Source organism: Cytobacillus firmus NBRC 15306, from assembly GCF_001591465.1.
GTDB classification, from domain to species: domain Bacteria; phylum Bacillota; class Bacilli; order Bacillales; family Cytobacillaceae; genus Cytobacillus; species Cytobacillus firmus.
The window spans coordinates 21,690-42,653 of record NZ_BCUY01000028.1; the positions used below are offsets into that span (position 1 = coordinate 21,690).

A 20,964-nucleotide genomic window follows, 5' to 3' on the forward strand; every position below is an offset into this window, starting at 1 on the left:
TTACAGCATATCTATATATGGACAACTAATTTTGGAAGGAGTATGACCATGCCTTTTCTTGTATTAAAGATACGCAGCATCATTGCCTTTGTCATCATATTTTCAGTCATTGTTTCTGCATCTGTATGGTTTTTTTCAAAGTCTGATACTTTGACGGTATTCAACCAGAACGAAGGTGAAAAAGTCCGGGAAATCCATATGGTTACAGGAGAATTTAAAGCCAAGCTGCCTGATGGCAAGGAAATCGAAGCATATCGCTGGGATCCGGGAACCATTTTTCTCGAAAAAGATGAAAAGGTTAATCTGAAGATTTGGGGAGTCAACGGAATGGAACATCCTTATATTATTGAAGGAACCGATATTAAGGGTGTTGTAAAGAAAGCTGAAGAAACAGTGGTCCCTCTTCAATTTGATAAAGAAGGCGTATACCGTCTGATTTGTCTTACTCATCCGGATAAGGATAATAGCGGACCGATGATTGCTTATATTGTAGTAGATTAATGGGCAAAGCAAAAGCACCGGAATCTTCCGGTGCTTTTCTTTACTGTCTAGCGCAAGCAGCCTGCCCCCTCGAGGTGTCGGGGGTGGGCAAGGCGCTTCCGCTTTTCCTCTTACCTCCCAATAAACATCTGTGTCCAATAGTGGCCGTAAGTTCCGCCCTGAGCGTAACCTACTCCGATTTCTGTGAAGTTCGCAGATAGGATATTTTTGCGGTGACCCTCACTGTTCATCCATGCTGTTACCACTTCCTGAGGAGTTCTTTGCCCGGCAGCAATGTTTTCCCCAGCAGTTCTGTAGGTAATTCCGAAGCTCTTCAGCATATCAAACGGGCTTCCGTATGTAGGAGAGTTATGATCGAAATATCTCTTATTAATCATATCCTGAGATTTGTACCTTGCTACTCTCGCAAGCTCCCAATTTGATTTCAGCGGCTTTAATCCGTACTTTGCTCTTTCCTGGTTAACAAGCTGAACTACTTGCTCTTCAACGCTTGTAGTGGCTTTTGAAAGAGTGGGAATATTCACCTTTTGCCCTGGATAAATGAAGTTGGGATTTGAGATCTGCTGATTGGAATTGATAATTTCAGGAACTCCCACCTGATACTTCATGGCGATCTTCCACATCGTATCCCCTGGCTGAACGGTATGTACTGTTGACGCTTTTGCATCAAAATTGAATCCAAAGACAAGTGCGACAGACAACATTAAAATGAATGAAAGTTTTGATAGTGTTTTCATATTTATATTTAATCAAAAACTTCTATTCCAATAAACAGGTAATTGTTGGCGCCGAATGTAAGAATTTCATAATAATTGCAATCAGCTTTTATGGTCGGATTTTCATCTGTGTATAACAGTTCACAGTCTCTGTATGGTATTGTAATACAATTTTTGTTTGAAGCTGCTTAATAACTATATTTCACAATACGTTCAAAAAGTTTGTGATTTATTTCACATTAAATCTGTTATATTGATTGTATAGTAAAGTTGTAATAACTGTTATACAAATAATCCCTTTGAGGTGATCTGGCATGGTAAGATGGAACGGCTTTAAAGAAGGCATTTGGACACGTGAAATTGATGTTAGAGATTTTATTTTAAAGAATTTTACACCTTTTTCCGGGGATGAATCATTTTTGGAAGGTCCAACAGAAGCTACATCGTTATTATGGGAAAAAGTAATGGCTCTCACCAAAAAGGAGCGTGAACAAGGCGGCGTGCTCGATATGGAAACAGAAATCGTCTCCACTATTACCTCACATGGACCTGGTTACCTGGATCAGGATAAAGAAAAAATTGTGGGTGTCCAGACTGACCGGCCGTTTAAGCGCTCTCTTCAGCCATTTGGCGGAGTCCGCATGGCTGTGGCTGCTTGTGAAGCATACGGCTATGAAGCCAGCAACGACATGGAAAAGATATTTACGGACTATCGCAAAACACATAACCAGGGCGTGTTTGATGCCTATACTGATGAAATGAAGCTTGCCCGCAAAGCCGGCATAATTACCGGCCTGCCGGATGCATATGGCCGGGGCAGGATTATCGGTGATTACCGCAGGGTTGCCCTTTATGGGGCTGACCGCTTGATTGAAGCGAAAAAAGCTGATTTGAAATCGACCTCAAGTGTAATGACCGAAGAAAATATTCGATTGAGGGAAGAAATTTCAGAACAGATCAGGGCTCTGAAAGAACTGAAGCAGCTGGCAAACAGCTACGGTTTTGATATATCAAAGCCTGCAGAGAATGCTCTTGAAGCTTTCCAGTGGCTGTACTTCGCCTATCTTGCTGCCATCAAGGAACAAAATGGTGCGGCAATGAGTCTTGGCCGTGTCTCCACTTTTCTTGATATATTCATAGAAAGAGACATAAGGAACGGAATACTTACCGAGACGGAAGCCCAGGAGCTGGTTGATCACTTTGTCATGAAGCTGCGTCTTGTTAAATTCGCAAGAACGCCTGACTATAATGAATTGTTCAGCGGAGACCCTACATGGGTGACAGAGTCCATTGGCGGGATGGCACTTGATGGCCGTCCGCTTGTCACAAAGAATTCTTTCCGCTTCCTTCATACCCTTAGAAATCTCGGTCCTGCTCCTGAACCGAACTTAACGGTATTATGGTCTGCCAAGCTTCCCGAGAACTTCAAAAAATATTGTGCAAGGATGTCAATCGAAACAAGTTCAATCCAATACGAAAACGACGATATCATGCTTCCTGAGTATGGCGATGATTATGGAATTGCCTGCTGTGTTTCTGCAATGGAAATCGGAAAACAAATGCAATTTTTCGGAGCAAGAGCCAACCTGGCAAAGGCCCTCTTATATAGCATAAATGGCGGCAAGGATGAAAAAATCAGCGCTCAGGTCGGCCCGGCCTATGCCCCGATTACTTCAGACATCCTTCAATATGAAGAAGTAATGGAGAAATTCGATTTAATGATGGAGTGGCTGGCAGAGCTCTATATTAATACTTTGAATATCATTCATTTCATGCATGATAAATATAGCTACGAACGAATCGAAATGGCTCTGCATGATTCCGAAATTCTCAGAACAATGGCCACTGGCATTGCGGGTCTGAGTGTAACGGCCGACTCGCTTAGTGCCATTAAATACGCAACCGTTAAGGCAATCCGTGATGAGAATGGGATCGTGGTTGATTTTATTACAGAAGGAGATTTTCCGAAATACGGCAATAATGATGATCGCGTCGACAGCATCGCTATAGACCTGGTTGAACGGTTTATGAAAAAACTCCGCAAGCATCAGACTTACAGAAACTCTATGCATACCATGTCTATATTAACTATTACATCGAATGTGGTATATGGCAAGAAAACTGGCAATACACCTGATGGACGGCGTGCCGGAGAGCCCTTTGCCCCAGGTGCAAATCCAATGCACGGAAGAGATACGAAAGGAACGCTTGCTTCCCTGTCCTCTGTTGCAAAATTACCGTACAAACAGGCGCTCGATGGCATCAGCAACACCTTCTCCATTGTCCCTAAAGCACTCGGAAAGGATGATGAAAGCCGTGTACGCAATCTGGTATCCATACTCGATGGATATGCCATAAAATCCGGGCATCACCTAAATGTCAATGTATTCAATAAAGAAACACTTATGGATGCCATGGAACATCCGGAGGAATATCCGCAGCTGACCATTAGGGTTTCAGGCTATGCAGTGAACTTCATTAAGCTGACTAAAGAGCAGCAGCTTGATGTTATAAATCGGACATTCCATGAATCCATGTAACCAAACGGATGGCGGGCCTATTTAATCGGCCCCCTCTTCAAAAAAGCTTGAGCAAGGTGCAGTTGCGGCTGCCTCAGTGCTTTCGGAAAGGAAGATAAATATGCACGGCAACATTCACTCAATTGAGACATTCGGTACAGTAGACGGACCTGGCATCCGGTATGTTATTTTTACACAGGGGTGCCTCCTTCGCTGTCAATTTTGCCATAATGCGGATACTTGGGAAATTGGAACAGGGAAGCAAATGTCCGTTTCAGAAATCATGAATGACCTGCAGTCCTATCTCCCTTTCTTCGAGGCTTCCGGAGGCGGCATCACAGTCAGCGGCGGTGAACCTTTGCTGCAGATACCTTTTCTTATAGAGCTTTTTAAAGAATGCAAGAAACTTGGCATTCACACTGCCATAGATTCATCAGGAGGCTGCTATTCCAGCTCCCCGCTTTTTCAGACACAGCTTAAAGAGCTTATGCACTATACGGACCTGGTGCTGCTGGATTTGAAGCATATTGATAGGGAGAAACATAAAAAACTGACAGGACTTACAAATGAGCACATCCTTCAATTTGCGCGGTATCTGTCTGATCATCAGGTGCCTGTATGGATCCGCCACGTGCTGGTGCCAACAAGGTCTGATGATGAACGGGATCTGGAACGATTGGGCTGTTTTATAAAAGAGTTGAACAATGTGGAGAAAATTGAGGTTCTCCCCTATCACAAGCTTGGTGTATATAAATGGGAAGCGCTTGGCTTGGAATATCCCCTGAAGGATATTGAACCGCCGAGTGAGGAAAAAACTGAATGGGCCTATCGGCTTTTGGCTGGGTTTCGGACACTAAACCGCGAACGGATGCCGGCTGAGTCCGAAGTTGCCCGAAGTTCGGACATAAAACGGCAAAAAGCTGCACGGTGAGTCCGAAGTTACCCGGAGTTCGGACTCAAAATCGCAAACTGGTGCACGCAGAGTCTGAAGTAGCCCGGGATCAGACTCAAAATCGCAAACAAATATACCGAATTCACCAAAACTTCCAAATTATTTACCCCTCAAATAAACTATAATTAAAGTGAGGTGGATAATTATGACAAATGCATTGAAAAGGCCTAATTGGCTGATGTTTGGTGTGCTGTTATCTATGATTCTGTTTTCCAACTACTTTCTTTATAGAACCACGCTGTTTGGTCCGGTTCCGGATGGTGCGGCAATTGGCTCCCTGTTTGATCTGCTGGTTGTTGTACCCTTATTGGCGTATTTCCTTATCCTTGGCTGTTTATATTATGCTGATCCATGCGATAGCCATTGAATCGATCGGACTTCATTATTGGCTTTATTCATGGAATGCTATTGTGGCATATATCATCTTAATAGCAAATATATATGGCATTTTATACTTTCTTGCCGAGATCAACGCCATCCGCTTAACCCCTTTCGTCCTTACTGATTCTCATTTGCTGCTGCAGTCAGGATTCTCAAAAAGCATGTACCTTCCATTGGAAGATGTTAAAGAAATCAACTATTATAATGGTCCCGAAAAGTTCAGCAGACAAGAAATGAATGATTTATTTGATGCCAGATTGCCTGATCTTATCCAGGAAAAGCCGATGTTCGAAATTATACTTAAGGAGCCGGCAGTTTATGAGCTGATGTACGGCATGAAAAGAAAAGCAAGCCGCATCGTTCTGAATGTGGATGAACCGGAGAGATTTTATCGCAGTCTAACGGGCAGTAAGACCCCGCTTCAAGACTCAGAGGAATCCATGGAGGATAAGCGGGGGTCAAACTGCCCGTAAGGCCCGATTAGTTCAACTAACAATCATTGGGGATAGAGTACACCCCCATTGATTGAAGTTTCACTTTATCAGGAAGTTTCAAACAAATTAGCTCAAAAGTAAAGGAACATCCCGAGGGATGTTCCTTTTTTGTGTGGGCTTATTTCCACCAATTATCGTGCATGGATGCAGGCATCTGGCGCTTATGTTCGGAAACGGAGTAACGGTTTTCAATCTTTTCTGCTGCTTCCGGACTTACTGATTTTCCTTCCAGGTAATCGTCCAATTCATCATATGAAATACCCAGTTCCGTTTCATCAGCCTGTCCCGGTTTCTGGTCCAGAAGATCGGCAGTCGGCACTTTTAAGTAAAGTCTTTCTTCTGCCCCAAGCTCTTTAAGCAGTGCCTTTCCCTGTCTTTTAGTCAGGCCGGCCAATGGCAGGACATCTGCTCCGCCATCGCCATATTTTGTGTAAAATCCTGTCACTGCTTCTGCTGCATGATCCGTTCCGATAACCAGTAAGCCGTATTGGCCGCCAATTGCATATTGGGCGATCATTCTCATGCGGGCTTTCACATTGCCTTTATGAAAATCCTTTAATGGTTCCTCCGGCAATATACGATCATATTCGGTTTTTACTTCATCAACTGCATTTTTAATGTTAAATACAACTTCACGGTCAGCTTGGATAAAAGAAAGCGCCAGCTGTGCATCGTCTTCATCCTGCTGTACACCATATGGCAGGCGGACTGCCATGAAAGTTGCCTCTTTGCCTTCATTTCGCAATTCTTCAACGGCGAGCTGCGCAAGTCTTCCGGCGAGAGTGGAATCCTGGCCGCCGCTTATGCCCAGTACATACCCTTTGGCATTCGTTTTAACAAGGTAATCCTTTAAAAACTGGATTCTGTTTTTTATCTCTTTTTTTGGATCGATTGCTGGATTCACATTTAAATTTTCCATTATTTCTTTTTGCTTATTCATTGCAGGTTCCTCCCTCTTCCTATAGCTTCAGCTCTTTATATTTTGTTTAACCTGGCTGATCATGTTCATTTTATTATCCCAACACTCCTGGCTCAGGTCGACCGGATATTCCTCCGGATTAAGAGAACGGCGGTACTCATCCCATAATACGTTGAGATTTTCCTTTGCAAAGGTCTGCATCTCTTTTAAGGATGGAACTTTATAGGTGAGCTTCCCTTCCTGAAAAATCACTTTGTGCAATTCTCTCGCTTCGAAATTGGTAACGAATTTGCTTACGAAGGTGTGAACTGGATGGAACATCTTAAGCATGGGTTCTGCTTGAGGATTCTCATGATCCAGTGCAATATAGTCTCCCTCTGATTTATGGTTGTCTTTGTTAATAATCCTATATACTTTCTTTAGGCCGGGAGTGGTTACTTTTTCCGGATTGCCGCTGATTTTTATTGTGTCAGTCATCTTGCCATCTTCATTTTCTATTGAAACGAGTTTATAAACTGCTCCTAATGCTGGCTGCTCATAAGCCGTGATCAATTTTGTGCCTATACCCCAAATATCGATTTTTGCTCCTTGAGCTTTTAGGTTAATGATGGTGTATTCATCCAGATCATTTGATGCAATAATCTTTGTATCATAAAAACCGGCTTTATCCAGCATTTTCCTTGCCTCTTTGGATAGATACGCCAAGTCCCCGCTATCCAGTCTTATTCCTTTAAAGTTGATTTGACCTTCCATTTCCCGGGCGACTTTAATGGCGTTCGGGACTCCGGATTTAAGCGTGTCATACGTATCGACTAGAAAAACACAGTCTTTATGGGTCTGGGCATATTTCATAAAAGCAGTATACTCGTCCTGATATGCCTGTACAAAAGAATGCGCATGGGTCCCTGCAGCTGGAATGCCAAATTTCTTGCCCGCTCTTACGTTTGAAGTGGCATCAAAGCCGCCAATATACGCTGCTCTCGTTCCCCAGATGGCAGCGTCCATTTCCTGAGCCCTTCTGGAACCAAATTCCATAGCTGTCCCATCACCAATGACTTCTTTGATTCGTGTAGCTTTTGTCGCAATTAAAGTTTGGTAATTTATAATATTTAATAGTGCTGTTTCCACGATCTGGGCTTCTGCCAGCGGAGCTTCTACACGCATAATTGGCTCATTGCCAAACACAAGCTCTCCTTCTTCCATAGATTTAATGGTTCCTGAAAAAGTCATGTTTTTTAGATAATCGAGGAAATCATCAGCATAATTCAATTCGTTTTTTAAGTACTGCAGGTCACTCTCGGTGAATCTGAAATTCTGAATATACTCGATGACCCTTTCGAGGCCTGCAAAAACACCATATCCATTCCCAAAAGGGAGCTTCCTGAAATATACTTCAAAGACCGCTTTTCGATTATGTATATTGTCTTCCCAATAAGTCTGAGCCATATTGATCTGGTACAAGTCTGTATGCAAAGCTATACTGTCATCCGCAAATGCCCTGTGCATAATCGCAACCTCCTGTGACAAATCTTCCTTATGTATTTCTTTTTATTGGCTAGTATCCCCCATTCACATCTTTCTCAACTTAAATGGATGAAAAATATGCCTATTATTTTAATAGTAGTGAAGTTCAAAGCCTTAAGCAAATTTTTCAGCCTGAATATATATGGATATTTACCCATTCAAGACTTTTTTACACATTCTCCGGCTGCTGTTCGTTATTTTGAACAAGTGGAATTATCCTATTATAACACTTCGTAATTATTTCCCGCACATCGTTCGCTGTGATGTTATTTTAAAATATGAAACCATTATTCACTCCCCTTTTGCTGCAATCACCAACATTCAGCCATCCGCATAAGATGTCATGAACTGACAAGGAGGGCTGTGAGCTATGGAAAGACGGGGCCTTTTGCCTTTCGTTGTGACCGCATTTTTTGCCGTAATGATTTCGCTCTTTACTTTTTCGCTTATAGATTCAAAGGAAGCCGAGCCGCCAAAAACAGAGACCGTTCCGGATGGTCAAAGCAAAAGCCATGACAGTGATATCTCGAATGAAGTAAAAAATAATATTAAAGGCAATAAAGCGAATGTGAATAACTCAATCGATAACGATTTAAATAATGGCGAAGATAGCCAAATTGATAATAATGTTTCGAATGATATAGAGGTAAATGTGGATGTGAATGTAACCAATACGATAAAAAATAAGGCTGATAAAAATCAGGACACCGGTCAAAAAGGAAATGAAAAGGAAAACAGCAGCGGTGATAAGGAAAAGGGAAATGAGAAGGACGGCCAGTCTGGGGATGATGAAGTCGTTTGGGGTGTAGACTCGGCAAGTCTCACTACAGGCGACTTGCTTTCTTGTGTACGTGAAAACTTTGGATCTCCTAAAGTATGGGGACGGTATTTAGGCGGTAAAGAAGGTGTATCAGCAGGCATTACACAGGAAGAGGCTGAACTGCTGCAGGGCAATGATATTAAATTACTCGTGATATGGAATCGATTTAATGATGCAAGAGGCCTTGGAAATGGACAGAGTGAAGCAAGAGCAGCTGTTCAATTGGCAAAGGACCTGGGAATACCCGAGGGTGTCGCGGTTTTTGCGGATATCGAGCCCGATTATCCTGTTGACTCTTCATTTATAGAAGGCTGGTATCAAGCCATGTCGGAATCACCCTATGAACCCGGCATTTATGGAATTTTTGATGAGGAAAAGGCTCTGAGGAAAGCTTTCGATCAGGCTGCAGCAAAAAACTCTCCCCTTCTTGAAAACACGTATATATGGACTGCTGCGCCGAATAAAGGAATCACCGCCCAGGCACAGGCACCTGAATATAAACCTGAAGCTCCTGAAAACTCACTGATTGCAGGCTGGCAGTATGGAATTGATGCGAAGGCATGCAATATTGATACGAACTTATTTAACAAAGACATTCTGGATGTTCTTTGGTAAATATAAAAAAATAAAGAGCCCATAAAGGCTCTTTTATATTTTAAAGCTGTTCTTTGGCATCCCGTTATTCCAAAACTGATTCATGATAAACGGCGTGCCAATAAACACTGGCACGATATAATAGCTGAGACGGTAGAACATGAGAATCAAAAGCCCCAATTCTGATGGGACACCCTGTGATTCCAGTCCGATCAAAAAAACAAAGTCAAAGGATCCTATTCCCCCTGGTATCATACTCGCAATTCCAGCACAAGCAGAGATGATTACAATCGGAAACAAAACAAAAAATGGAATCGTTACTTCCAGGGCCCTGGCAATTCCCCAGATACATATGATAATAAATAGCCACTCCAGTAATGAAACCGTCAGCAGTTCCCCTGCAAACCCCTTTTTGATGTGCTTCGTATTCCAAAATGACGACTTAAAAAAGTAAACGCCCAGCAGCAGCGGTGTGTAAGCAGCGACAGCCCAGACTGCGACTTTAATAAGTTTTACGTCATCGTATAAATGTAAATCGGTAAATAGGACGACCCATGACAGTATAGACAAGCCTGTAAGGTAAAAAAGTGACAGCTTGGCAATTATTTTGATATACGGGGTACTGCCTGTCAGGTAATCTTTATAAAAATAGGACCTGAGTGTAGCACCTGCCACACCTCCCAGTCCGATAAAGTTAGAGAATGCGTTAGCAGATAAAGAATAAAATAAAAGCTTCTTTTTAGGAACCCTAATTCTGAACAGCCTTTGCAATATTTCATCATAAAAATACATTGGAAAAAGGGCAGCCAGTCCCAATAAAAGGATAAAAAATATCCTGCGGACGGTTAGCCGGTCAACATAAAGCTCAAGGAGAGCCCAATTAAAATCAGTGAATATCCCTTTTGCTTCCAGTATGACAAACAGCAAAACGAATAAGGGCACAAGGAGTTTGACAAGCGTAATAATAGTTTTTTGTTTGAACAAGGACAAAATACCCCACCATTCATTTAGAGAACTAGAGATAATTTAATCTCCCTGATAGAGTGTATCATATTAAATTGATAAAATATAAACTTTCTCCTATTATATTCCTGCATAGGGACAATAGAATGGACAAACGATATCTTTTTGCGATTGGTTTACACCTATTGCAGAGACGCAATATAGTGAATAAAAACTTCTTCTTATGGAAGGATAAGGGATAATATTGAAAGGAGGAAAGCGAATGATTAAAAGTAAATTATTTATCGCAGGAGCCCTGTCAGCTGCATTGCTTGCAGGCTGTGCCATGAATGATACAGATATGAATGAAACAGCTCAGAGAAACAGAGACCTGACAGAGCCGACTAAAGTGAACGACAGCAACTATGGCGAAAATGGACGAACCACTGAACCGGGGATTGATCTTACCCGTACCGGAACAGACAATGACAATCAAAATGATTCCCCGAGAATGAAGGTTGCTGATAAAGCTGCCGATAAAATTACCTCTATACCAGAGGTTGAGTCTGCGATTGTCATCGTGACAGACAATAATGCCTATGTTGCCGCACGCTTAAATGATGGAAATGGAGAATTGACTAAGGATGTCGAAGGGAAGATTTCAGATCAGGTTAAAGCAGTCGATCAGGATATTGAGAATGTATATGTTTCTGTTAACCCTGACTTTTATGATCGAATGACAGGATATTCAGAGGACATTCGGGCAGGTCATCCAGTAGAAGGGTTTTTTGATGAATTCACAGAAACTGTGCGCAGAATTTTCCCTGCACAAAGGTAAAAAGAAAACGGCCCATAACAGGACGTTTTCTTTGTGGGTTTAAGCATCCTGGAAGTAGTCTTTATAAAATCCGCTTACTTTTCCAGAATTGTCTACAATGAAATAAAATTCTTCCGTTTCATTTTTTACATCATAGATATTCCCTGCTGTTAAAGCCCGGTTTACAATGTATTTTGCTGCATCTGTGTGCACACATTTTACTTTTTTCAATGTTTCGCGTTCATGCCAGTTTAAATGAATCACTATTGCCACTCCTTCAAAGTCTGCATTATTTTCTATGTTTAGTTATTATCGCAGTCTTACTGCCCGTAAAGGCCCGATTGGTTAACTAACTATCAGTGGGAAAGAGCACCCCTACTGATTGAAGTTTCACTTTATTATAATGAATAGGAAGGGTTGTCTGCAACCAGATTCTCTTTAGCAGCTGGCATTAGCTTCATTATTTTCCGAAATCGCTTGATTTTATCTGCCTCAAATATATAAACTTCTCCAGTTAACGAGTTTTTCATTGTTACATAGTTAATTTCACAGATTTGGTCCATTCGTACAAATTCTAAATGATCATAATGTTCATTATCCAGATACCCAGCATGTTCTCCTTATTTTCGCCCAGAAAGAAAAATGCTGCTTTTCTGTCTTCTGTTGTGTACGCTACTTTAAAGCCGAGGTTCTCATAAAATTTGATGCTTCTTTCCAAATTGCTTGAGTTGAGATGTGTTGCTCCATGCATTGCAAGTTCCTCCAATTCATTTTTTATCTGTCTTTATTCTATAAAAAGCGATAACCCTTCAATACAGAAAAAAGGATGAACTTGTGTTCATCCTTAAGTCTTATGCTATTATGCATCCAATCGAATCTTGACTCCCAGTTTTTCCAGCTGCTGTTCAAGCTTTTTATAATAATCATCACTTACTCTTCCTCTTGCGCCGCGGAGAATTTCGAGAGCGTAATGGTCAGGCGGGGGCAGCTCCCCTTTTTTATTATAGACATGGAAAGTCAGGACATTTTTGTACAATTTATCCCCTGCCTGGACATTTACAAAGGCAGGACGGTACCATTGTCCGTAAAAACCTTCCCTTTGGAACAGGTATTCAACAGCTTCATAGGGAAGTTCGTATAGAACTCCTTCAGTGACTCCGCCATTTTCTATAATATCTGCCCTTCCTCCATCTTCCCTGGAAAACAGGTATTGCATCGAATACCCGTCAAGCAAGCCTCCGCCGACAATGTTTTTGAAATGGTGATCTACCTTTGCTGTACAAAACCGTTCATCATCCATGCAGGATCCATAAGCAAAATAATAGGTCTTTACCGGCTTATCTTTGATAAGACGGTAAAGCTTCCAATCTCCGTGAAGAATTGGTTCGGCCAGCAGGTCATCCTTGCAGGAAACATACACAAGTGCATTTACTTCTCCCTTATCCGTATGGACAGTCTGTTCCACCCTGTCGTACAAATTGTCTTTTCTGCCTGGGATATAATCCTCCAGTTCATCCAGATCGGAAAAATGATCCAAATGCACTTCATATAGCTCCCCATGCACTTTTTGGTCAAGTGACGGTTTCATTGAGGGGTAGCCAAGTCCAGTATCAAATAATTCTCCGTAAACCCATGCCTGCTCGGCAATGCAGGGACTTCCTTTTAAAACAAAGTGATTTGATTCATGCATTCTTAAGGTTCCATATACAAATAATTTCTGTGTAGTCATCAGCCAAAATTCCCCCTTCATTCTCTCTTTTTTCTATTATAGTATCATTTTCAGAAGATTCTTTTCAAAAAAATAAGACGGAGACATCTCCGTCATTCCTGATATTGGCAGGCATCCAAATTTTTAATTACCGGAAGCCTGCAAATTAGTTTAGTATTTGAGCTTTTTTGGTGTGGCCTTATCAAATCCATTTCTCTCTGTTTAGCCTTCAATAAAACTTCCATTACATACATTTCATCATACATTTTCTCTCTCTCCTTTTAGCATATCTTTAATACCATTTTAATCTCCCCCCAGTTTTAAAACATTGGCTATGAGGAGGAGATATTTTAAGCCTTTTGAACGAAAGAAGATGGAAATTAAAAAAACCTGCGGGAAGATACCCCGCAGGTTTCATATGGCTATTATTTTAATGTATTAGCATTTTCAATGACTTCTTTAGCCTGTTCACGCAATCTGAACTTCTGAATTTTTCCTGAAGCTGTCATTGGATATTCTTTAATAAATTCTATATAGCGGGGGATTTTATGGCGTGAGATTTTCCCTTTGCAGTAATCGCGAAGTTCTTCTGCGGTTATGTCAGAGCCTTCTTTAGCTATTACCCAGGCGGCCACTTCTTCTCCATACACAGCATCAGGAACCCCAACCACCTGAACGTCCAGAATTTGCGGATGAGTATAAAGGAATTCTTCTATTTCTCGCGGATAAATATTTTCTCCGCCGCGGATGATCATATCCTTTAATCTGCCTGTGATTTTACAGTACCCGTTTTCATCCATTACAGCGAGATCCCCAGTATGGAGCCAGCCATCCTCATCAATGGCTTCTTTTGTAGCATCCGGATTTTTATAATATCCCTTCATGACATGGTAGCCTCTCGTACACAATTCTCCCTGTACACCAGAAGGGACTTCATTATTTGTGCCAGGCTCTACAATTTTCACTTCCACATTCGGCAAAGCCCTTCCGACTGACTCTACTCTCAGTTCAATAGGATCATCTGTCCGGGTCTGGGTTATGACTGGGGATGACTCTGTTTGTCCATAGGCAATGGTTATTTCGCTGGCACCCATCTTTTCGATTACGCCTTTCATGACCTCAATTGGGCAATTGGAGCCAGCCATTATGCCGGTACGGAGGGTCGATAGATCATATTTGCTGAAATCAGGATCGTTCAGTTCTGCGATAAACATTGTCGGGACCCCATGGAGGCCTGTACATTTCTCATCCTGGACCGTCTGCAGAACAGCTTTAGGACTGAATTCCTGCACTGGAACAATGGTGGCGCCGACGGATATGCATGCCATCGTTCCAAGCACACAGCCGAAACAATGAAAAAATGGAACAGGAATGCATAAGCGGTCATCTGTAGTTAGTCGCATACAATTTGCGATATTGTATCCATTGTTAACGATGTTATTGTGGGTTAGCATAACCCCTTTCGGAAAGCCTGTCGTTCCTGATGTATATTGCATATTAATGGCATCGTCAGGGACAAGGCTTTCCATCCGCTCATCGAGTTCTCTGTCTGTGACTGATTGGCCCATCCGGATGATATCTTCCCAGCTGTAGGTTCCTGGGAAGCGTTTTTCTCCCATGACAATAACGTTTTTTAAGAAAGGAAGCCTTTTGCTTTTCAGCTGCCCCGGCTCGGAATCCTTCAGTTCCGGGACGATGCTGTACAGCATTTCTATGTAAGAGGTTTCTCTGAACTTTTCCATCAGAACAATCGTTGTACTGTCAGATTGTTTTAAAAGATATTCCAGTTCAGCAGCTTGATAGTTTGTATTAACGGTTACAAGGACAGCACCCATTTTGCCTGTTGAAAACTGGCATGTGAGCCATTCTGGTGTATTTGTCGACCATGCGGCAATATGCTCTCCTTTTTCAAGGCCCAGCTTCATAAACCCTTTGGCAGCAAGCCTGCAATATTCATTAAACTCCTTATAACTCATTCGGAGTCCGCGATCGGCATACACTACAGCTTCATGATCAGGGTGAAGGCCGGCTTTCTCCTCCAGGAGCTTCCCTACTGTAAGATTCAATAATTCCGTCATCCAGAAATCCTCCTTGGTATATGATCAAATCATTATGCAAAAGATTCCTCTAAGATGCTGATATAAAACGCTTACATTTTATGTTAACACATATTGCTGAATATTCAATATTTTCATATAGTGATAATTTATAAATTTTCATTACCTGATAGCTAACTAAAAAAACTGCCCTTAATATAGGAGCAGCAGGTTAATGCTGAAACTTATCTCTCAGCATTAAAAATAAAGACCTTCATATAGCGATATTTCTTTCTCAAGGCTTGGCGCTAATTGGACAGCAAAGGGCTTTTCACCCCTTTTTCGAAGGACCTCCATCGTCCTTCCATCCTCGTATAACGGCTGGCTAAATATCATATTTACTGAACCAATCAGAATGGATGCTCTTTTTTCTTTTCCGTCACTGCTAATGTAAACAGCAGCCCCGGAAGCTGGAATGATCTCCTGCCATGCTGCCGCAGATTTTTCACAGTCTTTTGAAGCTATATAAACTGCTGCAATTTTTTTAGCGGCAAGTTTCTCATCAATTAGGCCCAGTCGTCTCAGTTCTTCAAATCTAATATCGTCTTCCATGCCCCAGTCAATAAAGAAAGGGTATTTATAATCGGGATTTTCCTTTAAGAAAAGCATTTTCCAAGAAAGAATGCTTCCATCCGCCCTCCTTCTGCTTCCCTTAAAGATTGGATGGGTCTCAAAGCCCTTTCCCGCTAATTCACCCTGCAGCTGTTCAATATTATTAGTTCGGAAGCAAATTTGGCCGATTCCTTCTCCAAGTCGGAGTTCGTCTGTCAGCTGTTCAATAAGCGGGTTATCGGCCGTTGAGGCAATCTGATTATTTTCAATTGATAAAAACTCGAGATATGTATGCCCAATGTACAAAAGGCTGTTATATGTTCCCCAGTTTTCATGGCTCCCCCCGGGGATTGCCTTATATCCATGATCCCTCCATTTTGCAGCAGCAGCAGCCGGTTCAGCCTTTATAAAGTGGACAATATGATCAAGCATTACATTCATATGCAGATTCTCCCTTTATTCAGTAGTTATTGTCAATTTTACCTTTCCTGTAAAACACAGTCTACTGTCTGCTATAGTGAAAAGAAATTGCAGAAAAATGTCATCATAATGTAATAAATCTTTTCTTAATAAAGGGTTCACAAATTCTTAAATAACCTTTACAATAATAAAAAATAGAATATTCAATCCATTTAACCAGGAGGTATGCATAATGAAAATTATGAGTAATGAACAGCTGGTCGTCTCGTATCGTGATGCATTAAAGTCAGGGTCTGAAAAGGAATGGATTAGGATATTAAAAACTGAGATTCAAAAACGGGGTTTAAGGCCGTTTAAAGAGTAAATTTAAAATTCCATATTAGTTTGCCAAATACTTAGTGAATATGTAGAGCGGGAGCTATTCCCGCTTTTTTTATTACCTTCGGACGTATGCTGCAAGTTTATTTGCTTTTTTTATATTTTCATATTCCTCTTCACTTAGAACCCCTAATTTTTTTAACACCGCACTATACTGCAGAATTTTCATTTGCCTTCTTTTCAAGGTTATCACCTGCTTTTTAATATACTATTCATAACATGTACATTGTTTCCTTAATGCAAATAATTTTCCTTAAAAAAACCAGAGCGGAACTCCACTCTGGTTTCGATATTTATCAGGCTTCAAAAAGAAGGCTTTCTGGATCTTCAATCAGTTCCTTCACGCGTTTCAGGAATGTAACAGCTTCTTTTCCGTCAACAATTCGGTGGTCATAGGATAGTGCGATATACATCATTGGACGGTTTTCCATTCTTTCAGCATCTATTGCAACCGGACGCAGCTGAATGGAATGCATTCCAAGGATACCAACCTGAGGTCCGTTCAGGATTGGCGTAGACATCATGGAGCCGAATACTCCGCCATTTGTGATGGTGAAGCTTCCTCCCTGCAGGTCTGATAGAGCAAGCTTATTGTCTCTTGCCTTAACCGCAAGGTCCATAATATCCTTTTCGATTTCTGCAAAGTTCTTGCGGTCTGCATCACGGACAACCGGAACGACAAGACCTTCCGGTGCTGAAACAGCAATTCCGATGTCATAGAATTTTTTCAGAACGATTTCGTTGCCTTGAATTTCAGCATTTAAGTAAGGATTTTTCTTAAGGGCTGCAACGACCGCTTTTGTGAAAAATGACATGAAACCAAGCTTAACATCATTTTCTTCGAAGAATTTATCTTTGCGCTTCTTGCGAAGATTCATCACATTTGTCATGTCCACTTCATTGAATGTAGTCAGCATCGCTGCCGTTTGCTGTACTTCTACCAGGCGATTTGCAATTGTCTGGCGTCGGCGGGACATTTTGATCCGTTCCACTTCTTTTCCGCCTGACGGCTGTTCAGCAGGTTTGGAAGCTGCCGCCGGTTTTGGTGCTTGAGCCTGCTGTTTTGCCTGATTTGGATTGAAGGATTCAACATCCTGTGTTCTAATTCGGCCCAGTGGATCCGCTGTCGGCACCTGGCTTAGGTCAATGCCCTTTTCTCTTGCCAATTTGCGTGCTGCCGGTGAGGCGATTGGACGCTGTCCGCCAGTTTTTTCATCATGAGCAGGCTGTGCTGGCTGCTCCTCTGCCTTTGGTTCTTCAGCTTTAGCTGCTTCAGGCTTTTCTTCCGCTTTTTCCGGAGCAGGTGCAGCTTGTCCGCTTTCATTAACGATAGCAATGGTTTCACCTACATTAACCGTGTCGCCTTCCTGTGCTTTAATTTCCTGTAAAACTCCGCTGTGTTCAGAAATGATTTCAACATTTACCTTATCCGTTTCAAGTTCGACAACATAGTCACCTTTACTGACGGTGTCACCAGGCTGTTTCAGCCATTGTGCCACCGTACCTTCTGTAATGGATTCCGCCAATTCTGGAACTTTGATTTCTGCCACCTTAATTTCCTCCTTCTTGCTTGCGTGTTAGTGATTCATCTATTATGCGTGCTTGTTCTTTCTTATGAACGGTCGGGTCACCTTCTGCCGGGCTAGATCGGCGTCTTCTTCCGATGTAGCTGACTTCGATATCACTGCCTGCGATTTCTTTCAGTCTAGGTTCAACAAAATTCCATGCACCCATATTTTTAGGTTCTTCCTGAATCCAGACAATTTCATCCACATTTGGATAACGGGTTAAAATGTCTTTGATCTGAATCATTGGGAACGGATAGATTTCTTCCACACGTAATATATGGAACCAATCCTGATCCGGATAGTTTTTCAGGTTTTCGGCTAAATCAATTGTGATCTTTCCTGTTCCAAGAATGATGCGTTTCACTTTTTCATGATTTTGACCTAAACCAGGCTGTTCGATAACGGATCGGAATTCTCCTTCGCTCAATTCAATTCCATTTGATGCGACAGTCGGATTACGCAGCAAACTTTTCGGAGACATGATCACTAACGGGCGAACTTCCTCTTTTCCGAGTATGGCAGCCTGTCTTCTTAAAATATGGAAGTACTGTGCTGATGAAGAAAGATTGGCAACTGTCCAGTTATTTTCAGCTGCAAGAGTCAGGAATCTTTCCAGGCGGGCACTTGAATGTTCAGGTCCCTGTCCTTCATATCCATGCGGAAGGAGCATGACAAGACCTGACTTTTGGCCCCATTTTGCACGACCGGCAGCAATAAACTGGTCAAACATTACTTGCGCTGCATTGGCAAAATCACCATATTGAGCTTCCCATAAAACAAGCGTTTCCGGAGCAAATACATTATATCCATATTCAAAGCCTACAACAGCGGCTTCAGATAATGGACTATTATGGACAGCGAATGAAGCCTTGGCAGTTGAAAGCTTATGCAAAGGTGAATACGCTTTTCCAGATGTATGATCATGCAGGACAACGTTTCTTTGAGCAAATGTTCCTCTCTCTGAATCCTGGCCAGTCAGTCTGACAGGTGTGCCATCTGATAGGATGGTTGCAAATGCCAGTGTTTCTGCGAGACCCCAATCAATCTTGCCGTCCCCTTCAAGCGCTTCCAATCTGCGCTGCAGGATTTTGCCGAGTTTATCAAATACTTTGAAATCCTCCGGCCATTTTAATAATTCTTCATTGATTTGCTTTAGTTTATCAGTTGACACTGCTGTATTAATTTTCGGCAGTCCCTTTTCGACTGTTTCAGGAGGATCGGTTAACTCAGCTTCCTTCTTTTCTTTTGGCACTTTTTCATAGGCTGCCTTCAGTTTTTCCAGAACCTCATTATGGACGCTTTCAGCTTCCTCTTTGCTAATGATCTTTTCATTTAAAAGCTTATCGGCATACAGCGCTTTCACGGTTGGCCGCTTGCGTACAATATTATACATTAGAGGATTCGTCGTCATAGGCTCGTCCATCTCGTTATGCCCAAAACGGCGGTATCCGATTAAATCAATCAGAATATCCTTCTGGAACTTAGCACGATATTCGCAGGCAATTCTTGCCGCTGCAACTACCGCCTCAGGTTCGTCTGCATTAACATGCATAATTGGCATTTCATACCCTTTGGCCAGATCACTTGCATATCTGGTAGAGCGTGAATCATGTGATTCTGTTGTGAACCCAATTGTATTATTGGCAATGATATGGATCGAACCGCCTGTGTTATAGCCAGTCAGCTGTCCGAGGTTAAGTGTTTCTGCTACAATACCCTGTCCAGGGAATGCTGCGTCTCCATGAATGATAATGGCTAAAGCAGCTTTTGGATCTACCTCTGGATAACCGGCCTTTGTTCTATTATCCTGTGAAGCTCTCGTGTAGCCCTCAACAAGAGAACCTACAAATTCAAGGTGGCTCGGATTATTAGCTAATGTCAGTCTGGCTATGGTCGTATTCTCATCTTTGATCTGTTTATCAAGACCGAGATGATATTTAACGTCGCCTGTCCAGCCGTAATTGATTCCAATCGATCCTTCGGATGGAACAAGTTCTTTATTCGGCGCATGCTGGAATTCCGCGAAGATCATTTCATATGGTTTTCCAAGCACATGGGCAAGCACATTTAACCTTCCACGGTGGGCCATGCCGATGTTAATCGTTTTCGCTCCATCAGAAACGGATTCAGAAACAATTTCATCCAGTAAAGGAACCATTGTATCAAGACCCTCAATGGAGAATCTTTTCTGTCCGACGAAGGTTTTATGAAGGAACTTTTCAAATTCCTCAACTTCAGTCAGTCTTCTTAAAACTTTCAGTTTTTCCGCCTTTTGCATCGACAGCTTGTGGCTGTTGGCCCCTATTTTGCGGCGAAGCCAGTCTTTTTCATTTTCATCAAATATATGCTGGAATTCAAAAGCAATGGGTCCCATATAAGCGCTCTTCAGGAATTCAATTGCTTCAAGTCCGTTGCGTAAAGGATATGTGGCATCTTTGGTAATGACACCGGCAGGGATCTCTTTTAAGTCATTTTCAGTTAAGCCATATTTGCTCAGTTCAAATAAAGCAGTTTCCGATTTATTGTTACCCAGCGGATAAATATCGGCAGCCAAGTGGCCATATGTGCGGATATTATCAGCCAGGCGAATAGCAGCAAGTGTTTTCTCAAGCTGTCCGGCATTCATTGGCTGATTTGCTGATGAACCCATTTGCGCCGTTCCTTCACTCGTAAGTGGGGAACCATTCTTCTCAAAGTACTCTTTCATTTCAGGATCAATCGAGGATGGATCCTCTAAATATCTTTCATAAAGTTCAATAACGTAGCCAAGGTTAGGGCCATGAAATCCCTGTTCAAAAGGTCCCTCACCATTCGATGGCTTTTTCATGGAAAATTACCTCCATAACTGTTTTATAAGTGAATAATTCAATACGTTTTTTCTCTCTAAAAGTACAATACCCATCATAAGAAGGGATTAACAAATCATTTTTACGAATAATAATATTTTTCAGAGGATAAAACGTTTCCACAGCTATTCTAACACGTAAAATCTAGTTGTACAAAGATAAAAACATGAATATAGTGGAAAACTATTAAAAAATTTTTTTAATAATTACTTATTCT

The 20,964-nt window shown here is 41.8% G+C and carries 20 protein-coding genes; 8 read left to right on the forward strand and 12 right to left on the reverse strand.

What is annotated here, in order from left to right; genetic code table 11:
- Nucleotides 1-48 precede the first annotated feature (48 nt).
- The gene (locus BFI01S_RS10200; RefSeq protein WP_061792527.1) at nucleotides 49-501 is read left to right on the forward strand and encodes a cupredoxin domain-containing protein; all 453 of its coding nucleotides are present in this window, start codon (nucleotides 49-51) and stop codon (nucleotides 499-501) included.
- 110 nt (nucleotides 502-611) lie between these two features.
- Here BFI01S_RS10200 and safA read toward each other — a convergent pair whose 3' ends face one another.
- Nucleotides 612-1,238: a SafA/ExsA family spore coat assembly protein gene (gene safA / locus BFI01S_RS10205; protein WP_082804501.1), complete on the reverse strand. Its 627-nt coding sequence runs from the start codon at nucleotides 1,236-1,238 to the stop codon at nucleotides 612-614.
- A gap of 293 nt (nucleotides 1,239-1,531) precedes the next feature.
- Between safA and pflB the strand changes: the two genes are divergently transcribed.
- The 4 genes from pflB (at nucleotide 1,532) to BFI01S_RS23970 (ending at nucleotide 5,542) form a co-directional block, all read left to right on the forward strand.
- The gene (gene pflB, locus BFI01S_RS10210) at nucleotides 1,532-3,757 is read left to right on the forward strand and encodes a formate C-acetyltransferase (RefSeq protein ID WP_061792529.1); all 2,226 of its coding nucleotides are present in this window, start codon (nucleotides 1,532-1,534) and stop codon (nucleotides 3,755-3,757) included.
- Nucleotides 3,758-3,857: 100 nt separating this feature from the next.
- Nucleotides 3,858-4,667 (forward strand): pyruvate formate-lyase-activating protein, encoded by an 810-nt coding sequence (gene pflA / locus BFI01S_RS10215; protein ID WP_082804502.1) that lies wholly within the window; start codon nucleotides 3,858-3,860, stop codon nucleotides 4,665-4,667.
- Between the two features lie 166 nt (nucleotides 4,668-4,833).
- Complete coding sequence (locus BFI01S_RS23965; RefSeq protein ID WP_235831148.1) at nucleotides 4,834-5,055, forward strand: hypothetical protein; 222 nt, start codon at nucleotides 4,834-4,836, stop codon at nucleotides 5,053-5,055.
- Nucleotides 5,030-5,542 (forward strand): hypothetical protein, encoded by a 513-nt coding sequence (locus tag BFI01S_RS23970; protein WP_235831149.1) that lies wholly within the window; start codon nucleotides 5,030-5,032, stop codon nucleotides 5,540-5,542. The genes BFI01S_RS23965 and BFI01S_RS23970 overlap by 26 nt, the downstream gene beginning before the upstream one ends.
- Nucleotides 5,543-5,681: 139 nt before the next feature.
- On the opposite strand, the gene nadE is transcribed toward BFI01S_RS23970, so the two are convergent.
- On the reverse strand, nucleotides 5,682-6,503 hold the full coding sequence (gene nadE, locus BFI01S_RS10225; protein ID WP_061792530.1) for an NAD(+) synthase: 822 nt from the start codon (nucleotides 6,501-6,503) through the stop codon (nucleotides 5,682-5,684).
- A 27-nt stretch (nucleotides 6,504-6,530) separates the two neighbouring features.
- Complete coding sequence (locus tag BFI01S_RS10230; RefSeq protein WP_061792531.1) at nucleotides 6,531-7,988, reverse strand: nicotinate phosphoribosyltransferase; 1,458 nt, start codon at nucleotides 7,986-7,988, stop codon at nucleotides 6,531-6,533.
- A 388-nt stretch (nucleotides 7,989-8,376) separates the two neighbouring features.
- On the opposite strand from BFI01S_RS10230, the gene BFI01S_RS10235 reads away from it, so the two are divergent.
- Complete coding sequence (locus BFI01S_RS10235; protein WP_061792532.1) at nucleotides 8,377-9,441, forward strand: glycoside hydrolase domain-containing protein; 1,065 nt, start codon at nucleotides 8,377-8,379, stop codon at nucleotides 9,439-9,441.
- Nucleotides 9,442-9,474: 33 nt separating this feature from the next.
- On the opposite strand, the gene BFI01S_RS10240 is transcribed toward BFI01S_RS10235, so the two are convergent.
- Nucleotides 9,475-10,404 carry a putative bifunctional lysylphosphatidylglycerol flippase/synthetase gene (locus BFI01S_RS10240; RefSeq protein ID WP_235831150.1) on the reverse strand — a complete coding sequence of 310 codons (930 nt, stop codon included), beginning with the start codon at nucleotides 10,402-10,404 and terminating at the stop codon, nucleotides 9,475-9,477.
- A gap of 241 nt (nucleotides 10,405-10,645) precedes the next feature.
- On the opposite strand from BFI01S_RS10240, the gene BFI01S_RS10245 reads away from it, so the two are divergent.
- Entirely contained in the window at nucleotides 10,646-11,200 is a 555-nt protein-coding gene (locus BFI01S_RS10245) for a YhcN/YlaJ family sporulation lipoprotein (protein WP_061792534.1), read from the forward strand.
- Between the two features lie 39 nt (nucleotides 11,201-11,239).
- Here BFI01S_RS10245 and BFI01S_RS10250 read toward each other — a convergent pair whose 3' ends face one another.
- The 6 genes from BFI01S_RS10250 to BFI01S_RS10275 all read right to left on the reverse strand — a co-directional run bounded on the left by BFI01S_RS10250 (nucleotide 11,240) and on the right by BFI01S_RS10275 (nucleotide 15,976).
- Nucleotides 11,240-11,443: a DUF6501 family protein gene (locus tag BFI01S_RS10250; RefSeq protein ID WP_048011117.1), complete on the reverse strand. Its 204-nt coding sequence runs from the start codon at nucleotides 11,441-11,443 to the stop codon at nucleotides 11,240-11,242.
- A gap of 310 nt (nucleotides 11,444-11,753) precedes the next feature.
- Nucleotides 11,754-11,930, reverse strand: coding sequence for a VOC family protein (locus tag BFI01S_RS10260; RefSeq protein ID WP_174521687.1), 177 nt, complete (start codon nucleotides 11,928-11,930; stop codon nucleotides 11,754-11,756).
- A gap of 108 nt (nucleotides 11,931-12,038) precedes the next feature.
- A complete protein-coding gene (locus BFI01S_RS10265; protein ID WP_061792536.1) occupies nucleotides 12,039-12,908 on the reverse strand; it encodes a gamma-glutamylcyclotransferase family protein in 870 nt (289 codons plus the stop codon).
- A gap of 92 nt (nucleotides 12,909-13,000) precedes the next feature.
- Nucleotides 13,001-13,153 (reverse strand): hypothetical protein, encoded by a 153-nt coding sequence (locus tag BFI01S_RS23020; protein WP_156478341.1) that lies wholly within the window; start codon nucleotides 13,151-13,153, stop codon nucleotides 13,001-13,003.
- A gap of 159 nt (nucleotides 13,154-13,312) precedes the next feature.
- Complete coding sequence (locus tag BFI01S_RS10270) at nucleotides 13,313-14,965, reverse strand: AMP-binding protein (RefSeq protein WP_061792537.1); 1,653 nt, start codon at nucleotides 14,963-14,965, stop codon at nucleotides 13,313-13,315.
- Nucleotides 14,966-15,181: 216 nt separating this feature from the next.
- Nucleotides 15,182-15,976 (reverse strand): VOC family protein, encoded by a 795-nt coding sequence (locus BFI01S_RS10275; RefSeq protein WP_061792538.1) that lies wholly within the window; start codon nucleotides 15,974-15,976, stop codon nucleotides 15,182-15,184.
- A 211-nt stretch (nucleotides 15,977-16,187) separates the two neighbouring features.
- Between BFI01S_RS10275 and sda the strand changes: the two genes are divergently transcribed.
- Nucleotides 16,188-16,319, forward strand: coding sequence for a sporulation histidine kinase inhibitor Sda (sda, locus tag BFI01S_RS10280; protein ID WP_035330849.1), 132 nt, complete (start codon nucleotides 16,188-16,190; stop codon nucleotides 16,317-16,319).
- Between the two features lie 310 nt (nucleotides 16,320-16,629).
- Here the strand turns inward: sda and odhB are convergent, their stop codons facing one another.
- Together odhB and sucA are read right to left on the reverse strand one after the other, a co-directional pair.
- Nucleotides 16,630-17,883, reverse strand: a complete 1,254-nt coding sequence (odhB, locus tag BFI01S_RS10285) for a 2-oxoglutarate dehydrogenase complex dihydrolipoyllysine-residue succinyltransferase (RefSeq protein ID WP_061792539.1) — start codon at nucleotides 17,881-17,883, stop codon at nucleotides 16,630-16,632.
- 1 nt (nucleotide 17,884) lies between these two features.
- The gene (gene sucA / locus BFI01S_RS10290; protein ID WP_061792540.1) at nucleotides 17,885-20,728 is read right to left on the reverse strand and encodes a 2-oxoglutarate dehydrogenase E1 component; all 2,844 of its coding nucleotides are present in this window, start codon (nucleotides 20,726-20,728) and stop codon (nucleotides 17,885-17,887) included.
- Between the last annotated feature and the right edge of the window lie 236 nt (nucleotides 20,729-20,964).

Excerpts from the sequence above, each read along its gene's own strand:
- BFI01S_RS10200 (WP_061792527.1), top strand. The coding sequence starts at position 49 with ATGCCTTTTCTTGTATTAAAGATACGCAGCATCATTGCCTTTGTCATC.
- safA (WP_082804501.1), bottom strand. The coding sequence starts at position 1,238 with ATGAAAACACTATCAAAACTTTCATTCATTTTAATGTTGTCTGTCGCA.
- pflB (WP_061792529.1), top strand. The coding sequence starts at position 1,532 with ATGGTAAGATGGAACGGCTTTAAAGAAGGCATTTGGACACGTGAAATT.
- pflA (WP_082804502.1), top strand. The coding sequence starts at position 3,858 with ATGCACGGCAACATTCACTCAATTGAGACATTCGGTACAGTAGACGGA.
- BFI01S_RS23965 (WP_235831148.1), top strand. The coding sequence starts at position 4,834 with ATGACAAATGCATTGAAAAGGCCTAATTGGCTGATGTTTGGTGTGCTG.
- BFI01S_RS23970 (WP_235831149.1), top strand. The coding sequence starts at position 5,030 with ATGCTGATCCATGCGATAGCCATTGAATCGATCGGACTTCATTATTGG.
- nadE (WP_061792530.1), bottom strand. The coding sequence starts at position 6,503 with ATGAATAAGCAAAAAGAAATAATGGAAAATTTAAATGTGAATCCAGCA.
- BFI01S_RS10230 (WP_061792531.1), bottom strand. The coding sequence starts at position 7,988 with ATGCACAGGGCATTTGCGGATGACAGTATAGCTTTGCATACAGACTTG.
- BFI01S_RS10235 (WP_061792532.1), top strand. The coding sequence starts at position 8,377 with ATGGAAAGACGGGGCCTTTTGCCTTTCGTTGTGACCGCATTTTTTGCC.
- BFI01S_RS10245 (WP_061792534.1), top strand. The coding sequence starts at position 10,646 with ATGATTAAAAGTAAATTATTTATCGCAGGAGCCCTGTCAGCTGCATTG.
- BFI01S_RS10260 (WP_174521687.1), bottom strand. The coding sequence starts at position 11,930 with ATGCATGGAGCAACACATCTCAACTCAAGCAATTTGGAAAGAAGCATC.
- BFI01S_RS10265 (WP_061792536.1), bottom strand. The coding sequence starts at position 12,908 with ATGACTACACAGAAATTATTTGTATATGGAACCTTAAGAATGCATGAA.
- BFI01S_RS23020 (WP_156478341.1), bottom strand. The coding sequence starts at position 13,153 with ATGTATGATGAAATGTATGTAATGGAAGTTTTATTGAAGGCTAAACAG.
- BFI01S_RS10270 (WP_061792537.1), bottom strand. The coding sequence starts at position 14,965 with ATGACGGAATTATTGAATCTTACAGTAGGGAAGCTCCTGGAGGAGAAA.
- BFI01S_RS10275 (WP_061792538.1), bottom strand. The coding sequence starts at position 15,976 with ATGAATGTAATGCTTGATCATATTGTCCACTTTATAAAGGCTGAACCG.
- sda (WP_035330849.1), top strand. The coding sequence starts at position 16,188 with ATGAAAATTATGAGTAATGAACAGCTGGTCGTCTCGTATCGTGATGCA.
- sucA (WP_061792540.1), bottom strand. The coding sequence starts at position 20,728 with ATGAAAAAGCCATCGAATGGTGAGGGACCTTTTGAACAGGGATTTCAT.